The 26,598-nt window shown below is 63.1% G+C and carries 27 protein-coding genes; 11 read left to right on the forward strand and 16 right to left on the reverse strand.

All coding sequences use genetic code 11. The annotated features are described in order from the left end of the window. Positions 1 to 27: 27 nt before the first annotated feature. The 6 genes from ACQ4W0_RS27155 to rsmB all read right to left on the reverse strand — a co-directional run bounded on the left by ACQ4W0_RS27155 (position 28) and on the right by rsmB (position 5,995). Positions 28 to 285 carry a BTH_I0359 family protein gene (locus tag ACQ4W0_RS27155; protein ID WP_436579575.1) on the reverse strand — a complete coding sequence of 86 codons (258 nt, stop codon included), beginning with the start codon at positions 283 to 285 and terminating at the stop codon, positions 28 to 30. A 165-nt stretch (positions 286 to 450) separates the two neighbouring features. Beyond that, complete coding sequence (locus tag ACQ4W0_RS27160; RefSeq protein WP_436579576.1) at positions 451 to 852, reverse strand: GTPase; 402 nt, start codon at positions 850 to 852, stop codon at positions 451 to 453. Then, the gene (locus tag ACQ4W0_RS27165; RefSeq protein WP_426074620.1) at positions 849 to 1,568 is read right to left on the reverse strand and encodes a response regulator; all 720 of its coding nucleotides are present in this window, start codon (positions 1,566 to 1,568) and stop codon (positions 849 to 851) included. Before ACQ4W0_RS27165 ends, ACQ4W0_RS27160 begins: the two co-directional genes overlap by 4 nt. A 98-nt stretch (positions 1,569 to 1,666) precedes the next feature. Next, the gene (locus ACQ4W0_RS27170) at positions 1,667 to 3,964 is read right to left on the reverse strand and encodes a sensor histidine kinase (protein WP_436579577.1); all 2,298 of its coding nucleotides are present in this window, start codon (positions 3,962 to 3,964) and stop codon (positions 1,667 to 1,669) included. Next, on the reverse strand, positions 3,964 to 4,470 hold the full coding sequence (locus ACQ4W0_RS27175) for a DUF4390 domain-containing protein (protein ID WP_226939765.1): 507 nt from the start codon (positions 4,468 to 4,470) through the stop codon (positions 3,964 to 3,966). Before ACQ4W0_RS27175 ends, ACQ4W0_RS27170 begins: the two co-directional genes overlap by 1 nt. A 97-nt stretch (positions 4,471 to 4,567) precedes the next feature. Then, positions 4,568 to 5,995 (reverse strand): 16S rRNA (cytosine(967)-C(5))-methyltransferase RsmB, encoded by a 1,428-nt coding sequence (gene rsmB / locus ACQ4W0_RS27180; RefSeq protein WP_436579578.1) that lies wholly within the window; start codon positions 5,993 to 5,995, stop codon positions 4,568 to 4,570. A 376-nt stretch (positions 5,996 to 6,371) separates the two neighbouring features. On the opposite strand from rsmB, the gene argS reads away from it, so the two are divergent. The 7 genes from argS to ACQ4W0_RS27215 are packed head-to-tail and all read left to right on the forward strand — an operon-like array spanning position 6,372 to position 12,540. After that, complete coding sequence (argS, locus tag ACQ4W0_RS27185; RefSeq protein ID WP_436579579.1) at positions 6,372 to 8,081, forward strand: arginine--tRNA ligase; 1,710 nt, start codon at positions 6,372 to 6,374, stop codon at positions 8,079 to 8,081. A 20-nt stretch (positions 8,082 to 8,101) separates the two neighbouring features. Next, positions 8,102 to 8,809: an SPOR domain-containing protein gene (locus ACQ4W0_RS27190; RefSeq protein WP_436579580.1), complete on the forward strand. Its 708-nt coding sequence runs from the start codon at positions 8,102 to 8,104 to the stop codon at positions 8,807 to 8,809. Positions 8,810 to 8,818: 9 nt separating this feature from the next. Beyond that, the gene (locus ACQ4W0_RS27195) at positions 8,819 to 9,490 is read left to right on the forward strand and encodes a thiol:disulfide interchange protein DsbA/DsbL (protein ID WP_436579581.1); all 672 of its coding nucleotides are present in this window, start codon (positions 8,819 to 8,821) and stop codon (positions 9,488 to 9,490) included. A 37-nt stretch (positions 9,491 to 9,527) separates the two neighbouring features. Next, complete coding sequence (locus tag ACQ4W0_RS27200) at positions 9,528 to 10,289, forward strand: SDR family oxidoreductase (RefSeq protein ID WP_436579582.1); 762 nt, start codon at positions 9,528 to 9,530, stop codon at positions 10,287 to 10,289. Positions 10,290 to 10,299: 10 nt separating this feature from the next. Next, entirely contained in the window at positions 10,300 to 11,097 is a 798-nt protein-coding gene (locus ACQ4W0_RS27205; RefSeq protein WP_436579583.1) for a biotin--[acetyl-CoA-carboxylase] ligase, read from the forward strand. Positions 11,098 to 11,101: 4 nt separating this feature from the next. Continuing rightward, positions 11,102 to 11,863 (forward strand): type III pantothenate kinase, encoded by a 762-nt coding sequence (locus tag ACQ4W0_RS27210; RefSeq protein WP_436579584.1) that lies wholly within the window; start codon positions 11,102 to 11,104, stop codon positions 11,861 to 11,863. Beyond that, positions 11,857 to 12,540, forward strand: a complete 684-nt coding sequence (locus ACQ4W0_RS27215) for an SPOR domain-containing protein (protein ID WP_436579585.1) — start codon at positions 11,857 to 11,859, stop codon at positions 12,538 to 12,540. The genes ACQ4W0_RS27210 and ACQ4W0_RS27215 overlap by 7 nt, the downstream gene beginning before the upstream one ends. A gap of 137 nt (positions 12,541 to 12,677) precedes the next feature. Here the strand turns inward: ACQ4W0_RS27215 and ACQ4W0_RS27220 are convergent, their stop codons facing one another. The 6 genes from ACQ4W0_RS27220 to ACQ4W0_RS27245 form a co-directional block, all read right to left on the reverse strand. Beyond that, positions 12,678 to 13,721: a septal ring lytic transglycosylase RlpA family protein gene (locus tag ACQ4W0_RS27220; RefSeq protein WP_436579586.1), complete on the reverse strand. Its 1,044-nt coding sequence runs from the start codon at positions 13,719 to 13,721 to the stop codon at positions 12,678 to 12,680. Further along, positions 13,721 to 14,836, reverse strand: a complete 1,116-nt coding sequence (rodA, locus tag ACQ4W0_RS27225; RefSeq protein WP_436579587.1) for a rod shape-determining protein RodA — start codon at positions 14,834 to 14,836, stop codon at positions 13,721 to 13,723. Before rodA ends, ACQ4W0_RS27220 begins: the two co-directional genes overlap by 1 nt. A gap of 67 nt (positions 14,837 to 14,903) precedes the next feature. Continuing rightward, positions 14,904 to 16,877 carry a penicillin-binding protein 2 gene (gene mrdA, locus ACQ4W0_RS27230; RefSeq protein ID WP_436579588.1) on the reverse strand — a complete coding sequence of 658 codons (1,974 nt, stop codon included), beginning with the start codon at positions 16,875 to 16,877 and terminating at the stop codon, positions 14,904 to 14,906. A 12-nt stretch (positions 16,878 to 16,889) separates the two neighbouring features. Further along, positions 16,890 to 17,402 carry a rod shape-determining protein MreD gene (mreD, locus tag ACQ4W0_RS27235; RefSeq protein WP_099379984.1) on the reverse strand — a complete coding sequence of 171 codons (513 nt, stop codon included), beginning with the start codon at positions 17,400 to 17,402 and terminating at the stop codon, positions 16,890 to 16,892. Further along, on the reverse strand, positions 17,399 to 18,433 hold the full coding sequence (mreC, locus tag ACQ4W0_RS27240) for a rod shape-determining protein MreC (protein ID WP_436579589.1): 1,035 nt from the start codon (positions 18,431 to 18,433) through the stop codon (positions 17,399 to 17,401). Before mreC ends, mreD begins: the two co-directional genes overlap by 4 nt. Positions 18,434 to 18,542: 109 nt before the next feature. Beyond that, positions 18,543 to 19,586, reverse strand: a complete 1,044-nt coding sequence (locus ACQ4W0_RS27245; RefSeq protein WP_010393186.1) for a rod shape-determining protein — start codon at positions 19,584 to 19,586, stop codon at positions 18,543 to 18,545. Between the two features lie 351 nt (positions 19,587 to 19,937). Between ACQ4W0_RS27245 and gatC the strand changes: the two genes are divergently transcribed. The 4 genes from gatC (at position 19,938) to ACQ4W0_RS27265 (ending at position 24,584) form a co-directional block, all read left to right on the forward strand. Beyond that, entirely contained in the window at positions 19,938 to 20,240 is a 303-nt protein-coding gene (gatC, locus tag ACQ4W0_RS27250) for an Asp-tRNA(Asn)/Glu-tRNA(Gln) amidotransferase subunit GatC (RefSeq protein WP_436579590.1), read from the forward strand. A 178-nt stretch (positions 20,241 to 20,418) separates the two neighbouring features. Beyond that, positions 20,419 to 21,903, forward strand: a complete 1,485-nt coding sequence (gatA, locus tag ACQ4W0_RS27255) for an Asp-tRNA(Asn)/Glu-tRNA(Gln) amidotransferase subunit GatA (protein ID WP_436579591.1) — start codon at positions 20,419 to 20,421, stop codon at positions 21,901 to 21,903. Positions 21,904 to 21,951: 48 nt separating this feature from the next. Continuing rightward, a complete protein-coding gene (gene gatB, locus ACQ4W0_RS27260) occupies positions 21,952 to 23,427 on the forward strand; it encodes an Asp-tRNA(Asn)/Glu-tRNA(Gln) amidotransferase subunit GatB (RefSeq protein ID WP_436579625.1) in 1,476 nt (491 codons plus the stop codon). 119 nt (positions 23,428 to 23,546) lie between these two features. Then, complete coding sequence (locus tag ACQ4W0_RS27265; protein ID WP_436579592.1) at positions 23,547 to 24,584, forward strand: oxidoreductase; 1,038 nt, start codon at positions 23,547 to 23,549, stop codon at positions 24,582 to 24,584. Positions 24,585 to 24,590: 6 nt separating this feature from the next. Here the strand turns inward: ACQ4W0_RS27265 and ACQ4W0_RS27270 are convergent, their stop codons facing one another. The 4 genes from ACQ4W0_RS27270 to ACQ4W0_RS27285 all read right to left on the reverse strand — a co-directional run bounded on the left by ACQ4W0_RS27270 (position 24,591) and on the right by ACQ4W0_RS27285 (position 26,586). Then, the gene (locus ACQ4W0_RS27270; RefSeq protein ID WP_426089311.1) at positions 24,591 to 24,905 is read right to left on the reverse strand and encodes a hypothetical protein; all 315 of its coding nucleotides are present in this window, start codon (positions 24,903 to 24,905) and stop codon (positions 24,591 to 24,593) included. After that, positions 24,905 to 25,369, reverse strand: coding sequence for a carboxypeptidase regulatory-like domain-containing protein (locus tag ACQ4W0_RS27275; protein ID WP_436579593.1), 465 nt, complete (start codon positions 25,367 to 25,369; stop codon positions 24,905 to 24,907). The genes ACQ4W0_RS27270 and ACQ4W0_RS27275 overlap by 1 nt, the downstream gene beginning before the upstream one ends. A 65-nt stretch (positions 25,370 to 25,434) precedes the next feature. Then, positions 25,435 to 25,626, reverse strand: a complete 192-nt coding sequence (locus ACQ4W0_RS27280; RefSeq protein WP_092716721.1) for a YqaE/Pmp3 family membrane protein — start codon at positions 25,624 to 25,626, stop codon at positions 25,435 to 25,437. Positions 25,627 to 25,719: 93 nt separating this feature from the next. Beyond that, positions 25,720 to 26,586: an alpha/beta fold hydrolase gene (locus ACQ4W0_RS27285; protein WP_436579594.1), complete on the reverse strand. Its 867-nt coding sequence runs from the start codon at positions 26,584 to 26,586 to the stop codon at positions 25,720 to 25,722. Positions 26,587 to 26,598: the final 12 nt, after the last annotated feature.

Below are 26,598 nucleotides of genomic sequence, written 5' to 3' on the forward strand. Positions count from 1 at the left end.
ATTGGTATGGTGGCGATGGCCATCCGCCTAGTGCAACAGCACTGGCTGGCTCATGAGGGAATCATAACTGCCCAAAAATTCATCGATCTCTTCCATGCTGGGTTCGCTGGCGATCAATTCCGTGACCTCGCGGCGGAAGTTTTGCGCAAGGATGCCGGCGATAAAAGTTTCACGCTTGCCGCCCTTGTCGACGATTTCATAGCCGCCAAAGCGCAGGGCTTCCAGGTCGACGTCGGCGCCGAATTCCACGACGCTGTATTGTTCGCTGTTATAGATCAGGTTCATTTTGCATCCTTCGCTCAGGCAGGAGAAGCTCCTGCGGTTTCAGAACAGAGGTGGGGCTATACGGCGCCATTTCAAGCGCCATGCCACCCGGCGGGCTGCAGAGTTGTAACGAGATGCAAATGGCGACTGCGGTAAGTCGATCAGGAAATCATCAGGAAACCGTGTTCAGGAAACCTGTATGTCTGCTTGCAGCGCCAGCAGGGCATCGTAGGGACTGGCAGTGAGCCAGGTGCGCAATTGTTCGATGTGCGAGGCGTCGGCCAGGCTGATGAACAAGTGCGCGGGGGGATGGCGCAGCAGACGATTCAATGTTACACGCAATACGAGATTGCCGCTGCAGCACAGGCAACCGGGTGCAATGCGCAACAGTTGCAATGGAGACGATAGAGAAGAGGAAACTTGCTCGGCCAGGTCGGCCAGGATGGCGTTGCCATCGGCCAATCCCTCGAGGATCACGGCGGCCGGCTCGTCCGGCGCCAAGGCTTGCGCGATGGCTGCCTCGCGCCCGGCGGCGCGTCCACCGCTGACCAGGGTCAGCGGCGTCGGACGCCGCACGGCTGCCGTCACAGGTTTTTCTTGGCCAGCTTGCCCGGTTCGACGCCCAGCTGTTTCAGCTTGCGGTACAAATGGGTGCGTTCCAGGCCCGTTTTTTCCGCCACGCGGGTCATGCTGCCGCCTTCGCGGCCCAGGTGATGTTCAAAGTACATGCGCTCGAACGCGTCGCGCGCCTCGCGCAGCGGCAAGTCGAACGACAGGTTGTAGCCATGGCCTTCGGCCACCGCCGGTACGGCGATGCCTGGGCGCACCATCAGCTGTTGCGGCGCGCTGCCGCCAAAGCTGGGCACGGGATGGCTGCTTTCCTCAGCCACCACGGGTGCCACGGGACGCGGCGCCACGCTAGTCGCGCGCACGGTTTCCTGTGCCCGCGTCAAGCCTTGCTGGACTGCTTTCAGCAGTTTTTGCAGGGCAATCGGTTTTTCCAGGAAGTTCATGGCACCGATGCGCGTCGCCTCGACCGCCGTATCGATGGTGGCGTGGCCCGACATCATGATCACCGGCATGGTCAACAAGCCGTCGCGCTGCCATTCCTTGAGCAGGGTCACGCCATCGGTGTCGGGCATCCAGATATCCAGCAATACCAGATCCGGCGCACCGGCGGCACGCGCTTCACGCGCCTGCTGCGCATTTTCGGCCAGCTGGATAGCATGTCCTTCGTCGCCCAATATTTCCGAGAGCAACTCACGGATACCCATTTCATCATCCACTACGAGTATGTTTGCCATTCGTGTCTTGCCTTCCTCATTTCGCCGGCCCTCGCGCACAAGATGCACACGGCGGACAGCTATGATTTTATTAGTGTTTTAAATACTAAACCAGACCCTCACGCCAGGATTTCCTGGGCAGGAGTGTCGGGAGCTAACTTTAACAGCAAAATGACCACCGAAGCGCCATTGCCGTCGACCCGGTTCTCGATATCGATGCGTCCGCCATGTTCATCGATAATTTTCTTTACCATCGCCAGGCCCAATCCCGTACCGCGCGCCTTCGACGTCACATAGGGTTCGAAGGCGCGCGCCAGGATTTTTGGCGCGAAACCAGGGCCATTGTCGGTGATGGCCAGCCGCACGGCGATATTCACGCCACCGTCCGCACTACGATAATGAATTGCTTCCGTCCTTACGTCAATCCGCGGATGCGGCGAGTCCGGCGGCAGGTCGGCCATGGCGTCCTGCGCGTTCTGCAGCAAGTTATGGATCACCTGCCGCAACTGGGTCGGATCGCCCATCACCATCGGCAGATTCGGCGCCAGTTGCGGGTGGATGATGTCGCCATCGTCGCCGCGCAGGTACAGGTTCAGGATCTCTTCGATCAGTTCATTCAGGCGCAGCGGCGTAAGCACGGCCGGCGGCGTGCGCGCATAGTCGCGGAAGTCGTCGACCATGCGCTTCATCGCATCGACCTGCTTGACGATGGTGGTGGTGGCGCGGTTGAGCAGGTCGGCATCCGGCTGCTCCAGCTTGCCTTCGAGCTTCATCTGCAGTCGCTCGGCCGACAACTGGATGGGCGTGAGCGGATTCTTGATTTCATGCGCCAGACGGCGCGCCACCTCGCCCCAGGCGATCGAGCGCTGCGCAGAAATGACATCGGAAATATCATCGAAGACGACGATGTAGCCGCTGCCGGACTCCAGCGGCAGGCGCGAACCGCGCGCCAGCAGGGTGATGTCATGCTCGTCGGCACTACTGCCCAGGCGGCGTGGAATCTCGATCTGGCGCTGCCAATGCAGGCGCTGCTGGTTGCGGCCCGAGGCCGATTGCGCGCTTTGCGCCGTGAAGGCGCTGATGATGGCCGAGCCAAACTCTTCCATCCCAGCAATATGCGCCAGCGGCTGGCCCACCATGCTCATGCCCGCATGCTGCAGGATGCGCTCGACCGATTCATTGCAGGTCACCAGATTGAAATCGCCGTCGAGCACCATCACGCCGGCCGACATGTTCGCCAGCACCGATTCCAGGTGAGCCTTGGCGTTTTGCAGCGCGGCGCGGTTGCTTTCCACTGCCGTGCGCGCATCGAGCAGCTGGCGCGTCATGATGTTGAACGACTGCGTCAGGGTACCCAGTTCATCCTTGGTGGCGACGATGGGACGCGGCGACAGGTCCCCCTCGGCCACGGCACGCGTGCCTTCGGCCAACAGCAGCAGGGGCTGGGCCAGGTTCCCCGCGATCAGGAAAGCGCTGCCGATGGCGCCAAAAATGGCCAGCAGCAGGGTCAAGGTGAGGATTTCCATGTACATCTTGCGCAAGCCCACGCGCGCGACGAAACGTTCCTTGTATTCGCTGTAGGCGGCGCGCAGCACCTCGCCATTCGTCGCCAGCTTGGGCGGCACCGCTTGCAGCAGTTGCAGGTAGCGGGGCGAAACGGAGGGACCCGGCACGGCCACCAGCACGCGCAGGCGCAGGCTGGCCGCCGTTTCCAGCGATGCCGGCGTGCCCGCGCGGAAACCGCCGCCACCCGACTCCGTGCCATCGTCGTGCAACTCCAGCCCCCCTTCGGCGGAGGCATAGCCGGCCGGCGAAGCGGCTTGCACCAGCATGGGCGGCGTGGGCAAGTCAGCCGCGCTGTGCGGCCCGGCGCTGGCCAGCAGCACGCCGTCGCCGCTGACGATCATGACATTTTGCATGCCCTCTTCGCGCAGCAGGCTGGTCAGCACGGCCGGACCGGCCACCGGGTCGGCACCCAGTTCCTCGACCGCCTTGTGACCTCGGTGGTCCAGCTCGACCAGGGCCGCATCGAGGCCGGCACGGCCCAGCTCAATCCCCGATTCCAGCGCCGCTTCGATCTTGACGTTGAACCAGGACTCGATGGAGTGGGAAACAAATTGCACGGAGACAAGGAAAATCACCAGGCCCGGCAGGATGCCGACGGCGGCGAACAGCATCACCAGGCGTGTCATCAGCTTGGAGCCGAACTTGCCGCTCTTGTAGCGCGCGTACAGGCGGCCCAGGGAAATGCCCACCAGCGCCAGCAGGGATACGGCCACGGCCGCGTTCAGGCCCAGCAGCCAAGTGTAATAGCGGTCAAAAAAGCCGGAATTGTCGGAAGCCGACGCCAGCAGGAACAGCAGGATACTGACAATGCCGCCGCCCACCACCAGCAGATAGCGCAATGCTTGACTCACTACTCCGCCGTATACAAGAAGGTTTTTTTATTCGAAGCCAGGCGCCAGTCGCTGTTATTGAAGGCATTGACCTGTATCGGCTTGGGCAAGTAGTCGCGGTCCATGCCCATGCGCAAGGTGACGTTATATGTCTGTCCCACTTTCAGTTCGCCGCGCCGCGCCACCAGCCAGCGGCTGGGGCGGCGGATCAGAAACAGCGCATCGTCGAGGGTGGGGAAGCTTTGCTGCAAGCCACCGCCCGACACATGATACTGCCGCGTCAGCACATTGTAGGACAACTTGCTGGTCTGGCGCGCCACGATGGCTTTTTCATCGAACCAGTACCAGCGGGGCCGGGTCAGTTCGATTTCCGTCGTGAAATACAGCGGCACGCCATGCTGCACGGCATCATCGAGATCGTGATTGAGCTCGAAGGAATACGTGGCGGCCAGCTTGTAGCCCTCTTCGCTAGCCTCGATGTAGGCACGGGTGATCTCGACCATGTCGGCGGCATGCGCGCGTGGCATGCTACATGCCAGCATCAGCAGCAGGGCCAGGAGTCGGAAGAGTCGTGTTGTCACAAGTGTGCCGGTGGTGTCCGTAAGAAAAGGTTTGACGAATCGCTCAAGTCGCATTTTTTTGGAATAGCGCATAGAACAAGCCGTCATGGTCCTGCTCCGCGCTGCCAGTCGGCAACAGCTGGCCAGGCGCTGTCAAACGGGTCGCATTATTGCGCACCGCAAATGCCGCCGCCTGTGCCTCAGACTCCTGCGGCCACAATGAGCATGTCACGAACAGCAATTTACCATCGGGGCGCAGCATCTGCCACAGGTTGTCCAGAATTTTGGAGGAAAGTGTTGCAAGTTGGAACGCATCGCCCTTGCGGCGCAACCAGCGAATGTCGGGATGGCGGCGCACGATGCCCGAGGCCGTGCACGGCACGTCGGCCAGGATGCGGTCGTACTGCTGGCCGTCCCACCACGCGCTCGATTGCGCATCCTGCGCCTTCAAGGTGGCGTCCAGGCCCAGGCGCTCGAGGTTTTCCGCGATGCGCGGCAGGCGCTTGGCGTCCGCATCGATGGCCGTGACCTGCACATCGGCCAGTTCCAGGATGTGGCACGTCTTGCCGCCGGGCGCTGCGCAGGCGTCCAGCACGCGCATGCCATCTTGCAAGTCCAGCAGCGGTGCAGCCAGTTGCGCGCCGGCATCCTGCACGGAGACGACGCCCTGCTCGAAGCCGGGAATCAGCGCCACCCCGATGGGCTTGTCCAGCCGCACGGCAAACGGTCCCACCTGGCGCGCAGCAATGCCCGCCTCGGACAGCACGGCCAGATATGTCTCAACCGTGCTCTTGCGGCGATTCACGCGCAGGGTCAGTGGCGGCACGGCATTGCCGGCCGTCAGAATGGCTTGCCAGTCGCGCGGATAGGCCAGGCGCAGCGAATCGATCCACCATTGCGGATAATTCCATTGCGCCAAAGGTTGCTGCAGGGCTGCTTCCAGCAAGGACTTGCGCTCGCGCAAGAAACGCCGCAAAACGGCATTCACCATGCCCTTGGCATGCGCCAGGTCAGGGTGCGAGGTGGCCACCGTGACAGCCTGGTCAACGACCGTGAATTCTTCGTACGGCTGCTCGCCCGGCTCGGCCGACATCAAGGACAGCGCGCAGCACAGCAGCGCAGCGAGCATCGGCGGCTCGGGTGCCTTCGACGTCATCAGGCCAACCAGGGTTTCGCTGCGGCCCAGCTGGCGCATGGTGCGGTAGGAAATATCCTGGATGGCGCCGCGCGCCTGCGGATTGGCGCTCGACTGCGCAAACACCTTGGCCAGCGCCTGCGGCAGGGCCGTGCCCGTACGCACTTGCGCCACGGCATTGGCGGCACCCAGCAGGCAAAACGCCAGCGAGTCGGCGCGCAAATCGGGTTGGAAGCCTGGCTGCAAGACCGGTTTCAGGTCGGGATGGTAGCTGGGACGCAATTTCGGTGCGGCAGGGGCAGGAGCCTGGCCTGGCGCCGGCTTGGTTTTCAATTTCAGCGTGGGGCGCTTGTTCATAATTATCCGGTGTGGCTGCGCGCGGCTGGCGCCATGAAGGCAAATACGCGGCCGCGCGTCATCAATAAAGGGTCGATTGTAGCGTTTGTGGCGCCCTCTGGCCCAAGCGATTGCAGCGATATGGGCAATTTGCGGCAAAAAACTGCATATATACAAGCAGAATGCACCATGCTGATGTTTTCATGCACCAACATGGGCATGTTGTCCTGATAATATCGTGAAATGCGCCGGCGCGGGGACCTTGCCGGCAAGCGTATTGTTCCCGCCGGCAAACCAGTATAATTAACGCAGTCTGGGCGGCTTGGGTAATTGCCGTCCGTTTTGCTTTTTGATTCATTCTATTCATTCTTAACGCGGTTCCACCGCCATCCTGCTCATGCTCGCCCAACAGAAACAAGAAATCATCGCCCTGTTCCAGGCCGCCCTCGCTCCCGTCCTGGCCGGCACCTCGCTGACGCCATCCCTGGTGCTCGAGCGACCACGCGATGCATCGCATGGCGACGTCGCCTGCAACATCGCCATGCAACTGGCCAAGCAGCTGAAACAGAATCCTCGCGAACTGGCGCAAACCATCGTTACGGCCGTGCTGGCCAACCCGGCTGGCCAGGGCTTGATCGAGGCAGTGGAAATCGCCGGCCCCGGCTTCATCAACGTGCGCGTCTCTGCCGCCGCCAAGCAGGCCGTGGTGAAGACCATCCTGAGCGAAGCCGACAGCTATGGCCGCAGCACGGCAGGCGCCGGCAAGCAGGTCATCCTGGAATTCGTCTCGGCCAACCCGACCGGCCCGCTGCACGTGGGCCACGGCCGCCAGGCGGCCCTGGGCGATGCCCTGTCGTCGCTGTTCGATGCGCAAGGCTACAAGGTCACGCGCGAGTTTTACTATAACGACGCGGGCGTGCAGATCCAGACGCTGGCCAATTCCGTGCAGGCGCGCGCGCGCGGCTTCAAGCCGGGCGACGCCGAATGGCCCGAGTCCGCCTACAACGGCGACTACATCGCCGACATCGCCAACGACTTCAAGGCCGGCAAGACCGTGTCGGCCAGCGATGGCTTGCCCGCCACGGCGAATGGCAACGTGGAAGACATCGATTCGATCCGCCCGTTCGCCGTCACCTACCTGCGCAACGAGCAGGACATCGACTTGCAGGCGTTCGGCGTGAAATTCGACAATTACTATCTTGAATCGTCGCTGTACGCGGACGGCAAGGTCAATAGCGCGGTTGAAACGCTGGTCAAGGCGGGCCACACTTACGAGCAGGATGGCGCGCTGTGGCTGCGTACCACCGACTTCGGCGACGACAAGGACCGCGTCATGCGCAAGACGGACGGCACCTACACGTATTTCGTGCCGGATGTGGCATATCACCTGGTGAAATGGCAGCGCGGCTTCGTACAGGCCATCAATATTCAGGGCAGCGACCACCACGGCACCATCGCGCGCGTGCGCGCCGGCCTGCAGGCGGTCGACATGGGCATCCCGCAAGGCTACCCCGACTACGTGCTGCACAAGATGGTCACCGTCATGAAGGACGGCGAAGAAGTGAAAATCTCGAAACGCGCCGGCTCCTACGTGACCGTGCGCGACCTGATCGAATGGTCGGGTGGCGGCGACATCGCCAAGGGCCGCGACGCCGTGCGCTTCTTCCTGATCTCGCGCAAGGCCGACACGGAATTCGTCTTCGACGTCGACGTGGCACTGAAAACCACCGATGAAAACCCGGTGTATTACGTGCAGTACGCGCATGCGCGCATCTGCCGCATCCTGGAAAACTGGGGCGGCGATGCCAGCACGGTCGCCAACGTCGACCTTTCCCCACTGACGGCACCGACCGAAGCGACCTTGCTGGCGACCCTGGCCGCCTACCCGGAAATGCTGGCGCGTGCGCAAGCGGAACTGGGACCGCATCAAGTCGCCTTCTACCTGCGCGACCTGGCCGCCAACCTGCACAGCTTCTACTTCGCCGAAAAAGTGCTGGTCGAGGACGAAGCCGTCAAGATGGCCCGCCTGGCCCTCGTCATCGCCGCGCGCCAGGTGCTGCGCAACGGCCTGGCACTGATCGGCGTGTCCGCGCCAAACAAAATGTAATCGCGAAGGTCTAATCGTCAATGAATCATGCTTCCCGCTTCTCTTCGACCCGGCGCCAGCAGGGCAATACCCTGGTTGGCATCATCATCGGCCTGGTCATCGGCCTGGGCATCGCCGTGGTGGTCGCCCTGGTGATCACCAAGGGCGCCTCGCCCTTCACCGACAAGTCGGGCAAGGCCGGCAAGTCGGCCGAACCGACGGCCGGCCAGATCGCCGATCCGAACAAGCCGATGTACGGCAACAAGGAAGCGGCCAAGGAAGCGGCGCGCGACTTCTCCAAGGAGCCACGCGAAATCGTCACGCCGACGCAGCCAGCTGCGCCGGCGCCCGCGCCCGCCACCGCGCAGCAACCAAAGGCACCGCCGCCGGACGCGCTGCAGGAATTGATCGGCACCCTGAAGGACAAGCCGTCGCCGAAAACGCCGGCGGCCGCGCCGGCAGCGCAAGCCAAGGCCGACGTGAAGGAGGCCAAGGCTGATGCAGCCAGCGACAAATGGATTTATTATCTGCAGGCCGGCGCCTTCCATGACATGTCGGACGCCGAAAGCACGCGCGGCAAACTGGCGCTGCTGGGCTTCGAAGCGGCCATCAGCGACCGCAGCACCGATGCCGGCGTGCTGCACCGCGTGCGCATCGGGCCGTTCAACCAGCTCGAAGCGATGAACCGCGCGCGCACCAAGCTGTCTGAAAACGGCATCGATGTCGCCGTCGTCCGCAACCAAAAATAAGGAACCAGCATGCGTTTTCTGAAGAAAATCCTGTTCGCCGCCGCCCTGTGCACTGCCGCCATGGGCGCGTCGGCCTCGCCGGCCGAGCCGAAGAACGGCGTCGAATACGAAACCCTGGCCACGCCGCAGGCGACGGAATCGGGCAAGAAAATCGAAGTGACGGAATTTTTTGCGTATTACTGCCCGCACTGCAACGTGCTCGAGCCGCAACTGGCGGCCTGGGTCAAGAAGCAGGGCGACAATATCGTCTTCAAGCGCGTGCACGTGTCGCGCGATGACAGCGTGGCGCCGCAACAGCGTTTGTTCTTCACCCTGCAAGCCATGGGCCTGCTCGACAAGCTGCACACCAGCATCTTCCACGCCATGCACGTGGAGCGCAACCGCCTGGCCACCGACGACGCCGTATTCGACTTCGTCGCCAAGCAGGGCGTGGACCGCCAGAAGTTCATCGACACCTACCGTTCGATGGGAATCTCGGCCCGCGTGCGCCGTGCGGACGCCATGATGCAGGGCTACAACGTGACGTTCTGGCCCATGATCGCCATCGATGGCCGCTACATCACGTCGCCTTCGCAAGCCGATCAGGGCAGCAAGTCGGCCAAGAACGAAGAGCAGCTGAACGCCCAGGCGCTCAGCGTGATGGACGTGCTGGTCGCGAAAGCCAAAGCGGAAAAGAAATAAACATGGCCACTTCCCTGGCGCGCCCGGGCATCGCCTGATGCACAGCGTTTTCATCACGGGCGCGTCGAGCGGACTGGGCGCTGCCCTGGCGCTGCAGTACGCGCGCCAGGGCGCCCAACTGGGCTTGCTGGCACGCCGCGGCGAAACCCTGCAGCAACTGATCGCCTCCCTGCCCCACCCTGAACGCCACCGCGCCTATGCCGTCGATGTGTGCGACCACGCCGCCCTGAAAAGTGCGGCGCAAGACTTCATCGGCTACGCCGGCCGCATCGACGTCGTCATCGCCAGCGCCGGCGTGTCGTTCGGCACCCTGACCGAACACGCGGAAGACCTGGACGCCTTTGCGCGTTTGATGGCCATCAATGTCACGGCCACCGTTGCCACCTTCGCCCCCTTCATCGCCGCCATGAAAACCCAGGGCAGCGGGCGCCTGGTGGGCATCGGCAGCGTGGCCGGCATCCGTGGCCTGCCCGGCGCCGAAGCCTACAGCGCCTCGAAGGCAGCCGTCATCAGCTACTGCGAATCACTGCGCCTGGAACTCAAGCCGGCCGGCATCAAGGTCGTCACCATCACGCCCGGCTACATCGACACGCCGATGACGCGCCACAACGCCTACCGCATGCCCTTCCTGATGCCGGCCGAAAAATTCGCCGTGCGCGCCGCGCGCGCCATCGCCGACGGTGACAGCTACCGCGTGATCCCGTGGCAGATGGGCGTCGTTGCCAAGCTGCTGCGCGCGCTGCCGAATGCCGTCTACGACCGGGCCTTCGCGAATGCGCCGCACAAGGCGCGCAACTGAACTTACCACCATGACGAAGCACTCAGACCTGAACAGCGCGGCCATCGCCGCCCATTGCGCCACAGGCGCCGCCCACGTGGCCATCGAAGTGGTCGACGAAACCGGCTCGACCAACGCCGACCTGCTGGCCCGCTGCGCCATACTGGCCGGCCCCGCCCTGCGCGTCGCCGGCCAGCAGACGGCTGGGAGGGGACGTGCCGGGCGGCCCTGGGTATCGCAGCCGGACGCCAGCCTGATGTTCTCGCTGGCCTGGCGCTTCAAGGGACCGCTGCATCAGCTGGTCGGCCTGCCGCTGGCCGTCGGCGTGGCGCTGGCCGAAAGCATGACGGCGCTGGGCGTGCCGGTGCAATTAAAGTGGCCGAACGACCTGCTCAAGGATGGCCATAAACTGGCCGGCATCCTCGTCGAGACGCAGCAGGCGCCCGAGGGCAACGGCGTGTGGGCCGTCATCGGCTGCGGCATCAATTTGCTGATGCCCGACGCACTGGAACGGCAGATCGGGCGCAGCGTCTCGGCCGTGCCCTGGCTGGCGCAGATGGAGCGCAATACGCTGGTGGCGGCCCTGCTCAGCCGCCTGGCCGGCGTGCTGGCCGAATTCGACGACACGGGCTTCGCGCCCTTTACCGAACGCTGGAACCTGCTGCACGCCTGGCAGGGCCAGCACGTGAAAATCCTCGACAACGGCCAGTTGCTGCAGCAAGGCGTGGCGGTCGGCGTGGACCAGCTGGGCCGCCTGCTGCTGCGCACCGATGGCGGCCTGCAGGACATCATGTCCGGCGACGTGTCGCTGCGCCTGAGCGGGGAGTAAGCGCATGCTACTGCTGATCGACGCCGGCAATACGCGCATCAAATGGGCACTCGTGGCTACCGAGAGCGCCGTCGTCGGCGGCTGGCTGGCCAGCGGCGCCGTCACGCATGCGCAGCTCGACACGCTGGCCGCGCAGTGGGCCGCACTTTCCATCAGCGAAGCGCTGCTGTCGAACGTGGCAGGCAGCGTCATCGGTATGCGCCTGCGCGCCATGCTGCCGGTCGTTGTACGTGACTTTGCCTCGCTGCCGCAGCTGGCCGGACTGACGAATGGCTACCGCGCGCCGTCGCAACTGGGCTGCGACCGTTTTGCCGCCGCCATCGGCGCGCGGACGCTGGCGCCTGGCCAGGCGGTCATCGTCGCCAATTGCGGCACCGCCACCACTATCGACGCCATCACGGCCGATGGCGTTTACCTCGGCGGGATGATCTTGCCGGGACTGGGACTGATGGCCAGCTCGCTGGCGCGCAACACGGCGCAGCTGCCGCAAATCGCCGGCGACGCCATACTGCCGGCCGGCTTTGCCGACAACACGGACGACGCCATCCTCTCCGGCTGCCTGGCGGCCCAGGCGGGCGCCATCGAACGGGCCGTGCGCATGCACGGTGCCAGCGCCTGTTTATTGTCAGGCGGCGCCGCACCGCGTATCGCACCGGCACTGGCACTGGCGGTACCGCTGCAGCTGGTGGACAATATCGTCATGCTTGGCCTGCAGGCGGCCGCGCGCGCCGGCGCGGCAGGAAATCAAGGAAACCACGTATGCTGAAATTTGTCTTCTGGCTGCTGGCCGGCATCAACCTGCTGGTGCTGGCCATCGGCCAGGGTTATCTGGGCAGTTTTCGCAGCGAGACGCGCGAACCGGCGCGCCTGAAAAACCAGCTGCAGGCCAGCAAGCTCACCTTGCTGACGCAGGAGCAGGCCACGGCGCCCGCCGCGCCGCCGGCCACCGAGACAGCTGCCGCGCCGGCGCCGCCGCCATCATATGCCTGCACGGAGGTGGGCAATTTTCTGCTGGCCGACGGACGCCGCTTCGAGGCGCAGGTGGCGGCGCTGGACCTGGGCGATCGCCAGTCGCGCCGCAACGTGGCCGGCCAGGAGATTTCCAGCTACATGGTGTACATCCCGCCGCAGGGCAGCAAGGAAGGCGCCGACCGCAAGGCCGGTGAATTGAAACAGCTGGGCGTGACGAATTACTTCATCATGAACGAAGGCAGTCCGCTGCGTTGGGGTATTTCATTGGGTGTATTCAAGTCGGAAAACAGCGCGCAAAGCCAGCTGGCATCGCTCAACAAGCAGGGCGTGCACAGCGCCCGCATCGCGCCGCGCTACAGCACCAGCAAGCAGATGGCTTACCAGTTCCGCGACCTCGACGCCGCCACGCGCACGCGCCTCGAAAAGATCAAGGCGCAGTTCCCTGAACAGGAACTGCGCAACTGCAAATAAGCACCTGACTAAACCTACTGCGCGTCGCGCTTTGCGGCCTGCGATGCTCGCTGTGCTCCAGCACAGCTGCGCTTCTTAGCCACAAATCGCTGCCGCTCGCTACGGTTTTATCAGGCGCTTTGCGCCGTCAGGCGCGCCTATCGCTGGATCACGATAGGCTTGATACCAGTCGATTCCGGTAAATTAGCCGCCGCGCGTGCTGCCTCGGCACGGCTGGAGAACGGTCCGCCATACAGGCGGAACAGGTTACCGGCCTGCACCACCCCAAGCGTCCCCAGGGCCGCCGCGTATGGCGCCAGGCGCGAGCGCCCCGATTCTGCATTGTCGGCGCGCGAGTAGGCGCCCAGCTGCAAATAAAAGCCGCTGGCCAGCGCCGTCGGGGCAGGCATGGCCACCGTCGCATCGACGGGCAGCATCTGCGTCGACACTTCCGGCTGCACCACGGCGCCCGTTTCCACCGGCGTATCAATGGAGATAGCCACCACGGAAGGCACCGGCTTGGGCGCCGCGCGAGCCGCCAGGATGGCATCGATATCGGCCGGCAGCAACCGCTCGACAACCACCTGGTGGCTGCCCTTGCCCAGGAATCCCAGTTTCAGCGCCGCTGTGTAGGACACGTCGATCACGCGCGTGGCGTGGAACGGACCGCGGTCATTGATGCGCACGATCACCTGTTCGCCGCTGTCGATGCTCGTCACGCGCGCATACGACGGAATCGGCAAGGTCGGATGGGCCGCCGTCATCTTATACATATCGTAGATTTCGCCCGACGAAGTGCGCTGGCCATGGAATTTCTTGCCATACCAGGTGCCCGTGCCCTTCTGCTTGAACGGTTCGTTGTCGGTGATCGGCGTGTACGTTTTGCCGAATACGACATACGGGCGGTTCGAGCGCGTCGAATACGGCTCGTTGCGCACTTCCGCATCGGGCACGTCGCGCAGGTTGGCCGGCGGATTGTCGCCAGGGCCGTCATCCTTGTAGTAGCCGCCGCGCCCGGAGCCGGCCGCCGGCAGCGCCGGCAAGGTGGGATCCTGGCGCACGGGGGACTTGACCTTGCCGCCTGACGGCAGCGGCACGTTATTCGATGCGGGTTTTTGCGGCGTGGTGCCGCAGGCGGCCAGGGTCAGCAAGACCGCCAGGCTCAGCCCGCGCATGACGAAGGTATCGACAGGCGCGCGCATCAGGTCTGCACCAGCTTGCGATGACGCTGGATGCTCATCAGGATACCGGTGGCCACGCCCAGGGTCAGCAGAGCGGTGCCGCCATAGCTGAGGAAAGGCAGGGGAACGCCGACCACCGGCACGATGCCGCTGACCATGCCCATGTTTACAAACGCATACGTAAAGAAAATCATTGTTATCGCTCCTGCCAGCAGGCGAGTGAAAAAACTGGGGGCGTTGGCGGCGATCATCATCCCCCGTCCCACCAGCAGCAAATACATCAGCATCAGAATCAGATTACCCACCAGGCCGAACTCCTCCGAATACACGGCGAAGATGAAGTCGGTCGTGCGCTCCGGGACGAATTCCAGGTGGGCCTGCGTGCCGTGCGTCCAGCCCTTGCCCGTCATGCCGCCGGAGCCGATGGCGATGATGGACTGGATGATATGGAAGCCCTTGCCCAGCGGGTCCTTGGTCGGGTCGATCAGCATCATCACGCGGTCGCGCTGGTAATCATGCAGGTGCGACCAGGCGATCGGCAGGCAGGAAACAAAAGTGATCAGCAAGCCGGCCAGCACCTTCCACGACAGGCCGGCCAGGAAGATGACGGTAAAGCCGGCCGCCACCACCAGCAATGCAGTGCCCAGGTCGGGCTGGCGCGCGATCAGGTAAACAGGCACCACCAACAGCACGGCCGCCATCAGGAATGATTTCCAGCGCAGGGTGCCCGCATTGTGCTGGAAGAACCAGGCCAGCATCAGGGGCGTGGCGATCTTCAGGAACTCGGAGGGCTGGATGTCGATCACGCCGATATGCAGCCAGCGCCGCGCGCCCAGCTTGATGGTGCCGAACAGCGCCACGGCCACCAGCAATATCACCGATACCGTATACGCGGGCACGGCGATGCGCATCATCATCTGCGGCGTGACGTTGGCCGCCACCCACATGACGAAAAAGCACAGCAGGATGTTGCGCAGGTGGTCCTCGATCTTGCCGGGGATGCCGATGCTGGCCGAATACAGGGTCACCAGGCTGGTACTGAGCAGCATCAGGATAATGATCATCAGCGGCGGATCGAACACCGCCAGATAGGGTTTGGCGCGCCGCCACAGCGAACGCCTTTCGTTAATGGGCATGTGCTTCCTTATTGCCTTGGGGTCTGGCGCGCCGCCATAGCGAGCGCCTCTCGTAATAAGAAACGTTTCATTGTTGTCTTGCAGGCGCCGCCGGGGCAGCCTGCTCGTCAGTGATTTCTTCCAGGGTGCGCACTTCGTCGACATCTTCCTTGGGCACCTTGGTGGTGTCCTTTTCCTTGTCGCTCGGGCGCTTGCCCAGCAGGTAGTAGTCGAGCGCCTTGCGCGCGATCGGTGCAGCCACGCCGGCGCCGAAGCCCGCGTTTTCCACCACGATGGCAATTGCGATGCGCGGCTTGTCGGCCGGTGCAAAGGCCGTAAACAAGGCGTTGTCGCGCAGGCGTTCGGCCAGCAGCTTGGCATTGTACTTCTCGTTTTTCTTGATGCCCACCACCTGCGCCGTGCCCGTCTTGCCACCCACCGTGTACTGCACGCCAGCAAAGATGCGCGCGGCCGTGCCGCCCTGCTCGCTGGTCACGCCCACCATGGCGCGCTTGATGATGTCGATGTTTTCCTGCTTGAGCGCGATGCGGTAGCTTTCCTTCGGCACCGTCAGGGTGCGCGCACGCGTGGCGGCGTCTTCGATGATCTTCACCAGATGCGGTTTCATCACCACGCCGTTATTGGCCAGGTTGGCTGTCGCGTGGGCGATCTGCAGCGGCGTATAGGAATTGTAGCCGGAACCGTTACTCACCGAAATCGTGTCGCCGCCCACCCATTTTTTCTGCTGTGGCGTCTTGAAGCGGTTGCGTTTCCATTCTATCGACGGCAGCACGCCCGTCTTTTCATTATTCAGGTCGATGCCCGTCAGCTGGCCGAAACCGAACGGCTTCATGAAGTCGTGGATGGCATCGATGCCCATGTCGCGGCCCAGCTGATAGTAATAGGTGTTGCACGAGACGACGATGGACTTGTGCATGTCCACCGTGCCATGGCCGCCCACCTTGTCGTCGCGGAAGGTGTGGCCACCCAGGATGAAGAAACCAGGATCGGAGATCGACTGGCTCGGCGTGCGCTTGCCCAATTCGAGTGCGGCCAGCGCCATGAAGGGCTTGAAGGTCGAGCCTGGCGCGTAGGTGCCGGACAGGGGCCGGTTGACCATCGGCCGGTCCAGCGAGGTATTGAGTTCATTCCAGCTTTGCTGGTCAATGCCGTCGACGAACAGGTTCGGGTCGTAGCCGGGCTTGGAGACGTAGGCCAGGATGTCGCCCGTGGCAGGGTCGATCGCCACGGCCGCGCCGCGCCATTCGCCAAACGCTTCTTCGACCACTTTTTGCAGTTCGATGTCGATCGACAGGATCAGGTTGTTGCCAGGCGTCGCTGCCGTGCGCGACAGGGTGCGCATGGCACGCCCGCCGGCCGACACTTCCACTTCTTCGTAGCCGGTGGTGCCATGCAGCTGCTTTTCGTAGCTTTTTTCCAGGCCTTCCTTGCCGATATGGTCGGTGCCGTTGTAGTTGGCTGCGTCCTCGCCCTCATCGAGCGCCTTGGCTTCATTGCGGTTGATGCGGCCGATGAAGCCCACCACGTGCGACGCCACCTCGCCCATCGGATACTGGCGGAACAATCGCGCCTGCACCTCCACGCCGGGGAAGCGGAAACGCTGCGCCGTGAAACGGGCCACTTCTTCATCCGTCAAGCGCGTGCGCAGCGGCACGCTGACAAAATTCTTCGAGTCTTCCAGCAGCTTCTTGAAGCGGCGGCGGTCCTTGATGTCGATCTGCACCAAAGTCGACAGCTCGTCGATCACCGAATCGAGGCTGGCACTCAATTTCGATGGCGTGATTTCCAGCGTATAGGCCGAGTAATTGCGCGCCAATACCACGCCGTTGCGGTCGAGGATCAGGCCGCGCGTGGGCACGATGGGCACCACGGCGATGCGGTTGTCTTCGGCCTTGGTCGCGTAGTCCTCGTGCTTGATCACCTGCAGCCAGATGAAGCGCGCCAGCAGCAGCGAAAAGCAGACGAAGACAAGCGCCCCCAGGATGGTCAGGCGCATGCGGAAAAAATGCAGTTCGCGCTCGGTATTCTTAAGTTCAGTCATGGCAGGCGCCCGTCAAATCGGCCGGTTATGGTCGCGATCCACTGCACGGCGCTGCGGTGCCAGCAAGATCCACGTGACGATGGGCCACAGGGCGACGGCGACGAAGCTCTCGATGAAATTGAGCCAGCCGGGGAAACGGCCGGAGACGATCAGGCGCGTCAGCAATTGCAGCGCTTGGGTCAGCAGCAGCAGCGGCAGCACATGCAGCGCCTGCGTCAGGATGGGGAACCACAGCACGCGGCGGTGCATCATGATGGCGAAGTAAGACAGCAAGGTATAGGCCAGCGCATTCTCGCCCAGCAGGGTCGAGTCGTGCACGTCCATCATCAAACCCATGAAGAACGCCACGCCGATGCCGACCTTGCGCGGCTGGTGGATGCCCCAGAAGACCAGCACCAGGGCGACGAAATCGGGCACGCCGACGAACTGCCCCCATGGCAGCAGGTTCAGCAGAAAAGCGCATAGCAGGGAAAAACCGATGAACAGGGGACTGACCGGCAGCAGGATGTAATGCGGGCGGTTCATCGTGTCGCCTCCTTCGGTGGCACGGCGGCAGGTACCACGGCCGGTTTCGGCACGACGGCAGGCGTGGCTGGCGGTTTTGCCGCAGGTGTGGCGGCGGCGGGCGGCGTCGCTACGGCGGCCGGGTCCTTGATGGGTGCCATCTTGCCGGCGATCTTGCGGCCCGTCTTGACGTCTTCGACTGGCGGACGCGGTGGGATCTCCGGCGACGTCATCAAGATGAGCAGTTGGGTGTTGCGTTCGATGCCAGCCAGCGGCTGGCACACGACGCGGCCAAACGGACCGTGCGCATTGCGCTCGACCAGGGTCACGCGCGCCACGGCCAGGCCGGCCGGATACAGGCCATCGAGGCCCGAGGTAATGACGATGTCGCCGATCTGGATGTCGGCGGTGGGGGCCGTAAAGCGCAGCTCCATGGTGCCGGACTTGCCGCGGCCGATGGCCACGCTGCGCACGCCATTGCGCAGCAGCTGCACGGGAATGGCCTGTTCTTCATCGGTCAGCAAGGTCACTTCCGAGGTGAACGGGAACACGCGCGTGACTTGTCCCACCACGCCCAGGTTATCGATCACGGGACGGCCCAGTTCGACGCCATTCTGGATGCCCCGGTCCAGCACGATCTTGCGCGTGGCCGAATCGCGCGTGTCATATAGGACTTCAGCCATCAGGGTCTTGACGGGGACTCTTTCGCGCGCCTCCATCAATTTGCGCAAATGGTTGTTTTCAACGATATTGAGCTGCGCCTGCTGCATGATTTGTGCCGAGGCGATTTGTTCGTGCTTCAGGTCGCGCACCTGTTTTTCCAGGGAGGACAGCGAAGAAAAGTAGTTGCCGACGCCAAACGCCACGTCGCGCGGCACCAGGGCCGCCATCTGCACCGGATATAGCACGGTGCCGACTGCCTGGCGCACGGCCGTCAAGGCGTGCATACGCGAATCGACCAGCAACAGGGCGATAGAAATGCCGGCGAACACCATCATCTTGACGCGGGCGGAGGCGCCTTGTTTGAAAAGTGGCGGAGGACTGTATTCCATGACTTCCAATAATCAGGCCAGGCGCAGTGCGCCAACGTACAAGCCCCGGTCGAACGCCGGCGCCAAAACCAAAAAAAGGCCGGAGTTGGTTTCCGGCCCTTCTGTCAGATTATTCGTAGGAGAAGATCGAGCCGAGCTTGTCCATACGCTCCAGAGCCATCCCGGAACCGCGCACCACGCAGGTGAGCGGGTCCTCGGCCACCAGCACCGGCAGGCCGGTTTCCTCCATCAGCAGGCGGTCCAGGTCGCGCAGCAGTGCGCCGCCGCCCGTCAGCATCATGCCTTTTTCGGCGATGTCGGCGCCCAGTTCCGGCGGTGTCTGTTCCAGCGCGTTCTTCACGGCCGAGACGATGTTGTTCAGCGGATCGGTCAGCGCTTCGAGAATCTCGTTGCTGGAAATGGTGAACGAGCGCGGGATGCCTTCGGACAGGTTGCGGCCCTTGACTTCCATTTCCTTCACTTCCGAACCCGGGAAAGCCGAACCGATGGCCTTCTTGATGGCTTCGGCCGTTTGTTCGCCGATCAGCATGCCGTAGTTGCGGCGGATGTAGTTGACGATGGCTTCATCGAACTTGTCGCCGCCCACGCGCACGGAACCCTTGTAGACCATGCCGCCCAGCGAGATGATGCCCACTTCCGTGGTGCCGCCGCCGATGTCGACCACCATCGAGCCGGTCGCTTCCGACACCGGCAAGCCTGCGCCGATGGCCGCTGCCATCGGTTCTTCGATCAGGTATACCTGCGAAGCGCCTGCACCCAGCGCCGATTCGCGGATCGCGCGGCGCTCAACCTGGGTCGAACCGCACGGCACGCAAATGATGATGCGCGGCGAAGGACGGAAGAATTTCGAGTCGTGCACCATGCGGATGAACTGCTTGAGCATCTGTTCGGTCACGGTGAAGTCGGCGATCACGCCATCTTTCATCGGACGGATCGCTTCGATATTGCCCGGCACCTTGCCCAGCATCTGCTTGGCTTCCTTGCCGACTGCCTGAATGGTCTTCTTGCCATTCGGACCGCCTTCCTGGCGGATGGCGACGACGGACGGTTCGTCGAGGACAATACCGAGGCCGCGCACATAAATAAGGGTGTTGGCCGTGCCCAAGTCAATGGCCAGATCGGTGGAGATATACCTGCGTAAAAAACCAAACATGAGTGTCCTGTAGCGCATCGAGCTGCGCAAAAGCTGTTTATGGGGAGTTTCAAAGCGGGCGCTTTCAGGCACCCTGAAAATCCATGAAGGCGATTTTCCCGGGTTTCGCTTGGCGCTTGCGCAATCTTTTCTATGCTGCGGCAGCAGTCCATCAGCGCCGACAACGCATTAACCCGCCATTCTACCTTATAATTTGAATGCGATTTGCTCAAAAACCATGGAAAAGTGCGACTCTTGCGGCCGCGACTTACGCGGCATTCCTCGGCTTTTGTGAGCAAAAAAGCAGCAAATACCCGCGTTTTATCAAAACGCCAACTTAATACTCATGCGCGTCACTCCGCGCCATTCGCCATGTCCTTGACACTATCCGACGTAAAACGCATCGCCCACCTGGCACAACTCGAAATGGCCGACGATCAGGCCGTCACGTCGTTGGCCCAATTGAACAAGATTTTTGCACTGGCGGAACAAATGCAAGCCGTCAATACCGATGGCGTGGCCCCCCTGAGCCACCCGCTGGCCGCCCACATGGACCATATCGCCCTGCGCCTGCGCGAGGACGTCGCCACGGAACAGAACCGCCGCGACGCCTACCAAGCCGTGGCACCGAAAGTCCAGGATGGCCTGTACCTGGTGCCGAAAGTGATCGAATAACTAGTACCTGACATAAGCTACTGCGCGTCGCGATTTGCGGCCTCCGATGCTCACTGTGCCAAAGCACAGCTCCGCTTCTCGGCCACAACTCACTTCCGCTCGCTACGCTTCTGTCAGACGCTAGAACGGCGCAGTACACTAAAAACAACCTTGTCGAATAGATAAAAATAGAAACGCCATGCATACAAAATCCATCAAACAGCTGTCCACGCTTTTGCAGAACAAGGAAATTTCCGCCGTTGCACTGGCGACGCACTTCCTCGACCGCATCGCAGCGGACACTTCGAACGCCTTCCTGCACGTCGACCGTGCCCTGACCCTGGCGCAAGCTGCCGAGGCCGATGCGCGCATCGCCGCCGGCACGGCCACGCCATTGACGGGCGTGCCGATCGCGCACAAGGACCTGTTCGTGACAAAAGGCTGGCGCACCACGGCCGGCTCGAAAATGCTGGCCAACTACGCCAGCCCGTTTGACGCCACCGTGGTGGAAAAATTCCAGGCGGCCGGCATGGTCACCCTGGGCAAGGTCAATTGCGATGAATTCGCCATGGGTTCCGGCAACGAGAACTCGGCCTTCGGCGCCGTGCAGAACCCATGGGACAACGCGGCCGTGCCGGGCGGCTCCTCGGGCGGCTCGGCCGCCGCCGTCGCCGCCGGCCTCACGCCAGCGGCCACCGGCACCGATACGGGCGGCTCGATCCGCCAGCCGGCTGCTTTTTGCGGCATCACCGGCATCAAGCCAACCTATGGCCGCGTGTCGCGCTTCGGCATGATCGCCTTTGCCTCGTCGCTGGACCAGGGCGGCCCGATGGCCCGCTCGGCCGAAGACTGCGCCCTGCTGCTGACCGCCATGGCCGGCTTCGACGAACGCGACTCGACCAGCCTCGCCCCTGAACAGGGCGGCGTGGCGGAAGATTTTTCGCGCAGTCTGGATCAAGCTCTCACAGGCTTGCGCATCGGCGTGCCGCGCGAGTATTTCGGCGAGGGCCTGGCCAAGGACGTGGAAGCGGCAGTGCGCGGCGCGCTGGCGCAGTATGAAAAGCTGGGCGCCACCCTGGTCGACATCTCGCTGCCGAACACGGCCCTGTCGATTCCCGCCTATTACATGATCGCGCCGGCCGAAGCGTCGTCGAACCTGTCGCGCTACGACGGCGTGCGCTACGGCCACCGCGCCGCCGAGTACAAGGATTTGCAGGACATGTACAAGAAATCGCGCGCGCAGGGCTTCGGCCCGGAAGTACAGCGCCGCATCATGGTCGGCACCTATGTGCTGTGCCACGGCTACTACGACGCCTACTACCTGAAGGCGCAAAAGATCCGCCGCCTGATCGCGCAGGATTTCGATGCCGTATTAAATGGCCCGAACGCCGTCTGCGACGTCATCATGGGCCCCGTCGCACCAACTGTCGCCTGGGACCTGGGCGACAAGACGGACGACCCGGTGGCAAACTACCTGGCCGACATCTACACCCTGTCGACCAGCCTGGCCGGCCTGCCCGGCATGTCGATCCCTTGCGGTTTCGGCGCGGGAGACAAGAATGGCAAGCGCCCCGTCGGCCTGCAAATCATCGGCAATTACTTCGGCGAAGCCAAGCTGCTGAACGTGGCCCACCAGTTCCAGCAAGTGACGGACTGGCATACGCGCAGCCCTGCCGGCGTTTAAGAGCAGACCAAGAACAGATTTGCGCCGCAGCTAGCGGCGCCACCAAAAATAAGCGAGAACACTATGCAATGGGAAGTCGTCATCGGTCTTGAGAACCACGTGCAGCTCACGACCGAATCCAAAATTTTCAGCGGTTCGCCGATCAAGTACGGCGCCGACGCCAACACGCAGGCCAGCCCTGTCGACCTGGCCCTGCCAGGCGTGCTGCCGGTGATGAACAAGCAGGCCGTCGACCGCGCGATCCGCTTCGGCCTGGCCGTGGGCGCCACCGTCGCGCCGCGCTCGGTCTTCGCGCGCAAGAACTATTTTTATCCCGATTCGCCCAAGGGCTACCAGATCAGCCAGTTCGAAGACCCCGTCGTTATCGGCGGCGCCCTCACCTTCGGCTACGAAAAGGATGGCGAATTCGTCACCAAGACGGTGAACCTGACGCGCGCCCACCTGGAAGAAGACGCCGGCAAGTCCCTGCATGAAGACTATGCGGGCATGAGCGGCATCGACTTGAACCGCGCCGGCACGCCTCTGCTGGAAATCGTCTCGGAACCGGAAATCCGCAGCGCCGCCGAAGCCGTGGCCTACGCCAAGGCCCTGCACTCGCTGGTCATGTGGCTGGGCGTGTGCGACGGCAACATGCAGGAAGGCTCATTCCGCTGCGACGTCAACGTCTCCGTGCGCCCCGTCGGCCAGAAGGAATTCGGCACCCGCTGCGAAATCAAGAACCTGAACTCCTTCCGCTTCATCGAGGAAGCCGTGCACGTCGAAGTACGCCGCCAGATCGAACTGATCGAAGACGGCGGCAAGGTCGTGCAGGCAACGCGCTTGTATGATCCGGACCGCAAGGAGACGCGCGAAATGCGCAGCAAGGAAGACGCCCAGGATTACCGCTATTTCCCGGACCCTGACCTGCCGCCGCTGGTCATCTCGCCAGAGTGGATAGCCACCGTCAAGGCCTCGATGCCGGAACTGCCGGCCGCCATGCGCGCGCGGTTCATCAGCGAATACGCGCTGCCGGACTACGATGCGCTGGTGCTGACGCAATCGAAATCCATGGCCACCTATTTCGTCGCCGTGGTCGACAAGGCCGGCAAGGAAAACGCCAAGGCCGCCGCCAACTGGCTGATGGGAGACGTGGCGTCGACCCTGAACCGCGAAGGCGTGGACCTGGACGACGCGCCCGTCTCCGCGGCGCAGCTGGCCGCCATGCTCAAACGCATCGCCGACGGCACGATCTCGAACAAGGCAGCAAAAGAGGTCTTCGCAGGCATGTGGGAAGCGAAGTCAAACGACGAAAACCTGGTCGACGCCATCATCGATGCCAAGGGCCTGAAGCAAATTTCGGACTCGGGCGCCCTGGAAGCCATCGTCGACGAAGTGCTGGCGGCGAACCCCAAGTCGGTGGAGCAGTACCGTGCCGGCAAGGAAGCGGCCATCAACGCGCTGATCGGCCAGGCCATGAAGGCATCCAAGGGCAAGGCCAACCCGGCCCAGCTGACGGAACTGCTGAAGGCCAAGCTGGCGGGATAAGCGCCCCTGCTTGCCAGGAAGGGATGCTGCGGCATCCCTTTTTTATGCACCGCATCGGCGCTGGCACCGCCCGCTTGCAGGTATGATCATGGATTCTTCCACGCACCCGCGAATACGCCATGAACAAGATCAAAACCGGTCTGGTCGGCTACGGCTTTGCCGGCTCCACCTTCCACGCTCCCGTACTGTCCACCATCGAGGCCCTGGAATTGACGGCCGTCGCCTCCAGCAAGCCGGAACTCGTGCAAAAGGATTGGCCGCACGCGACCGTGTATGCGGAAGCGGCGCAGCTGTTTGCCGATCCGTCCATCGAGCTGGTCGTCATCGCCGCGCCCAATGCAGCGCATTTCAGCCTGGCCCTGGCGGCCCTGCAAGCGGGCAAGCACGTGGTGGTCGACAAGCCATTTACCATTTCCAGCAATGAGGCACAGACCCTGATCGCCCTGGCGCAAGAGCGCAAGCTGGTACTCAGCGTGTATCACAACCGGCGCTGGGATGGCGACTTCCTGACCCTGAAAGCGCTGCTGGCGCAAGGCACCTTGGGCCGCATCGCCAGCGTCGAATCGCATTTCGACCGTTTCCGCCCCGAGATCCGCCAGCGCTGGCGCGAGTCCGGCGCACCCGGTGGCGGCTTGCTGTACGATCTGGGCCCGCACATGCTGGACCAGGCGATGCAGCTGTTCGGCCAGCCGGAAAAGCTGTACGCCGATATCGCCCTGCAGCGCGATGGCGCGCAGGCTGTAGATTATTTCCACCTTGTGCTGTACTACGACCGGCTACGCGTGGTGCTGCAAGCCGGCTGCCTGGTGAAGGCGCCAACGGCGCGTTTCGCCGTGCATGGCGACAAGGGGAGTTTCGTGAAGTTTGGCCTCGACCCGCAGGAAGACGCCCTGAAGGCGGGCGGCAGGCCGGGCCAGCCCGGCTGGGGCGTGGACCCCGTGCGCGGCGCGCTGCACCTGGGCACGCAGCCGGACGGGCATTGCGAACACATGGAGATGCAGGCGGGCCGCTACCAGGACTTTTACCAGGGCATGGCCGACGCCATCCGCCACGGCGCAGCGGCGCCCGTGGCGGCCGAAGACGCGGCGGCGACGATACGCCTGATCGAACTGGCGCTGCAAAGCGCTGCCGAAGGGCGCGTACTCGCGGTCAGCTGATCAAGGTTAATTAATGACGAAGGCCAGCACCACAGCGCCCAGCGCCAGCAGGGCCAGGCCGCAAATGAACAGCAGCTCGCCCCACCATTCGTAGCGCAAGCGCGACTGGCCGGGGCGCAGCGACATGAACGAGAGCACGGCGCTGACGAGAAAGACGATGGCATCGACGGCGAGCAGCTTGTCGATGGCCACGCGCACCTCGCCGCGCGGCGCCAGGTGCCCGATCGACAGCACCGTCATGCATACACCGACCATCGTCGCCGACGTGGGCAGGATATGCGCCGACAAGCCCCGTTCGGGTGCCTTGCCGTCGCCTGGCATCAAGGCCGGCCCTGGTTCGTTCCCGCCGGCCAGACCAGCTCCACGCGCGCGGACGATCCCGCCTTGACCTGCACCTTGCGTTCCAATGTCTTGCCGGCCAGCGTGGCGCGCAGGCTGTAGCTGCCTGGCGCCAGTTTCGCCAGCAGGAACGGTCCGTTGGCCGTCATTTCCAGCACCTGCGCGCCCTTGGCGTCGCGTATCTCCAGCTTCACGTCGGAGGCAAATTCCGCCTTGCCCGCCGCCTGCACGGAAAACACCAGGCTCAAAGGCCAATGCCGGCTGGCGCTCTTGATGGCAGTCGACTCATCGAGGCCGATGCCGCCACTCAGGTATTCCACCGCGCCGCTCTTTTGCACGGGCGGCAAAGCGCTATCGCCCTGCGCCTGCGCCGCACTTCCCAGCAACAGCCCGGCAGCCAGCATTGCCGCCGCCAGGCCCAGCGTACCGCGTCTGTTTTGTGCCATCTCACTCTCCTCATGTCGATTGAATCAGAATAGGAAGCGCAGCTTAAACAGGGCTTAGCCCCATATCAGCGCCGGCGCATGGCCTCGGCGATCTTCTGGTCCGTCTTGTACTGGCTCAACGCATACACGGCCCAGATCGTCGCTGGCAGCCAGCCGATCAAGGTGATTTGCAGGATCAGGCAAATGATGCCGGCAATGGGGCGGCCGATGGTGAAAAAGGTCAGCCATGGGAGTATCAGGGCAATCAGCAAGCGCATCGTTCGTTCCTTGAGTATTCCCCTGTGCCGCGGGGACCGGGCCGGCGCGCCGGCGGTAAAATCAATTTATCCGATTATAACGATACCTGGGACTCACGCCGGCACGGGTGGGAGCAGCTTTTCCATCCAGGCCAGGATCGCGGCAAAGATCACGTCGCGGTTCACTTCATTGAAATTCTCGTGGTAATTGGCCGGATAGTAGTGATAGTCGAGCAGGCCCTCGGGCACGCTGCGCAGCATGCTTTCCGTGGCGCGGCTGTCGGCCAGCTTGTCGTCGCCGGCCACCACGGCGAACAGGGGGAAGCCCCAGCCCGACAAGCCGCCCGCCAGTTCCTTTTGCGCCGACGTCAAGGCATGGGCGAAGCGCACCGACGCTGCACTGGCGCGGATGCCGTCGCGCTCGTCCTGGAAATGGCGCGCGGTGATGGTTTGATCATGCGTCAGCAGCATAGTCAGATTCCCCAGCGGTACCTTCATCGTCGGAAAGCGCTTGGCCAGCCAGCCGGACAGCATCTGCAGCACCTTCGGCACGGGAATCGCATTCACGTAATACGGCGACGAGATGATGAAGCCCCGGATGGCCGGGTCGCCCGCAAAACGCCGCAGGCCCAGGTGTGTGGCGATCAGGCCGCCCATGGAATGGCCCATGACGAAAATCGGCAAGCCCGGATACGCCTGCTTGACCCAGGCGAGGAACCGTTCCTCGTCGTCGAGGAAGGCCTCGAATGACGGAATATCCACCTTGCGCTTGCCATCGTGGCCCACCATGTCGAAGCTGACGGTGGCGATGCCGTGCTGGCGGAAGGTCAGCGCCGGCGTGACGTAGTCGCCCGCATGCGCCATGCCGCCGTGGATCGCCAGGATCACGGCACGCGGATGCTCCGGCTGCCAGATATGGATGGGCCGCTCGACCTGGTCGCTGCACAGCAGGCTGGCCATCTTGTCTTCTGAAAAACGCATCGCTGCTCCTGT

Source organism: Janthinobacterium breve (assembly GCF_051380895.1).
Taxonomy (GTDB): domain Bacteria; phylum Pseudomonadota; class Gammaproteobacteria; order Burkholderiales; family Burkholderiaceae_D; genus Janthinobacterium.

Excerpts from the sequence above, each read along its gene's own strand:
- ACQ4W0_RS27155 (WP_436579575.1), bottom strand. The coding sequence starts at position 285 with ATGAACCTGATCTATAACAGCGAACAATACAGCGTCGTGGAATTCGGC.
- ACQ4W0_RS27165 (WP_426074620.1), bottom strand. The coding sequence starts at position 1,568 with ATGGCAAACATACTCGTAGTGGATGATGAAATGGGTATCCGTGAGTTG.
- ACQ4W0_RS27175 (WP_226939765.1), bottom strand. The coding sequence starts at position 4,470 with ATGCCACGCGCGCATGCCGCCGACATGGTCGAGATCACCCGTGCCTAC.
- rsmB (WP_436579578.1), bottom strand. The coding sequence starts at position 5,995 with ATGAACAAGCGCCCCACGCTGAAATTGAAAACCAAGCCGGCGCCAGGC.
- argS (WP_436579579.1), top strand. The coding sequence starts at position 6,372 with ATGCTCGCCCAACAGAAACAAGAAATCATCGCCCTGTTCCAGGCCGCC.
- ACQ4W0_RS27190 (WP_436579580.1), top strand. The coding sequence starts at position 8,102 with ATGAATCATGCTTCCCGCTTCTCTTCGACCCGGCGCCAGCAGGGCAAT.
- ACQ4W0_RS27195 (WP_436579581.1), top strand. The coding sequence starts at position 8,819 with ATGCGTTTTCTGAAGAAAATCCTGTTCGCCGCCGCCCTGTGCACTGCC.
- ACQ4W0_RS27200 (WP_436579582.1), top strand. The coding sequence starts at position 9,528 with ATGCACAGCGTTTTCATCACGGGCGCGTCGAGCGGACTGGGCGCTGCC.
- ACQ4W0_RS27205 (WP_436579583.1), top strand. The coding sequence starts at position 10,300 with ATGACGAAGCACTCAGACCTGAACAGCGCGGCCATCGCCGCCCATTGC.
- ACQ4W0_RS27210 (WP_436579584.1), top strand. The coding sequence starts at position 11,102 with ATGCTACTGCTGATCGACGCCGGCAATACGCGCATCAAATGGGCACTC.
- ACQ4W0_RS27215 (WP_436579585.1), top strand. The coding sequence starts at position 11,857 with ATGCTGAAATTTGTCTTCTGGCTGCTGGCCGGCATCAACCTGCTGGTG.
- ACQ4W0_RS27220 (WP_436579586.1), bottom strand. The coding sequence starts at position 13,721 with ATGCGCGCGCCTGTCGATACCTTCGTCATGCGCGGGCTGAGCCTGGCG.
- rodA (WP_436579587.1), bottom strand. The coding sequence starts at position 14,836 with ATGCCCATTAACGAAAGGCGTTCGCTGTGGCGGCGCGCCAAACCCTAT.
- mrdA (WP_436579588.1), bottom strand. The coding sequence starts at position 16,877 with ATGACTGAACTTAAGAATACCGAGCGCGAACTGCATTTTTTCCGCATG.
- mreD (WP_099379984.1), bottom strand. The coding sequence starts at position 17,402 with ATGAACCGCCCGCATTACATCCTGCTGCCGGTCAGTCCCCTGTTCATC.
- mreC (WP_436579589.1), bottom strand. The coding sequence starts at position 18,433 with ATGGAATACAGTCCTCCGCCACTTTTCAAACAAGGCGCCTCCGCCCGC.
- ACQ4W0_RS27245 (WP_010393186.1), bottom strand. The coding sequence starts at position 19,586 with ATGTTTGGTTTTTTACGCAGGTATATCTCCACCGATCTGGCCATTGAC.
- gatC (WP_436579590.1), top strand. The coding sequence starts at position 19,938 with ATGTCCTTGACACTATCCGACGTAAAACGCATCGCCCACCTGGCACAA.
- gatA (WP_436579591.1), top strand. The coding sequence starts at position 20,419 with ATGCATACAAAATCCATCAAACAGCTGTCCACGCTTTTGCAGAACAAG.
- ACQ4W0_RS27265 (WP_436579592.1), top strand. The coding sequence starts at position 23,547 with ATGAACAAGATCAAAACCGGTCTGGTCGGCTACGGCTTTGCCGGCTCC.
- ACQ4W0_RS27270 (WP_426089311.1), bottom strand. The coding sequence starts at position 24,905 with ATGCCAGGCGACGGCAAGGCACCCGAACGGGGCTTGTCGGCGCATATC.
- ACQ4W0_RS27275 (WP_436579593.1), bottom strand. The coding sequence starts at position 25,369 with ATGGCACAAAACAGACGCGGTACGCTGGGCCTGGCGGCGGCAATGCTG.
- ACQ4W0_RS27280 (WP_092716721.1), bottom strand. The coding sequence starts at position 25,626 with ATGCGCTTGCTGATTGCCCTGATACTCCCATGGCTGACCTTTTTCACC.
- ACQ4W0_RS27285 (WP_436579594.1), bottom strand. The coding sequence starts at position 26,586 with ATGCGTTTTTCAGAAGACAAGATGGCCAGCCTGCTGTGCAGCGACCAG.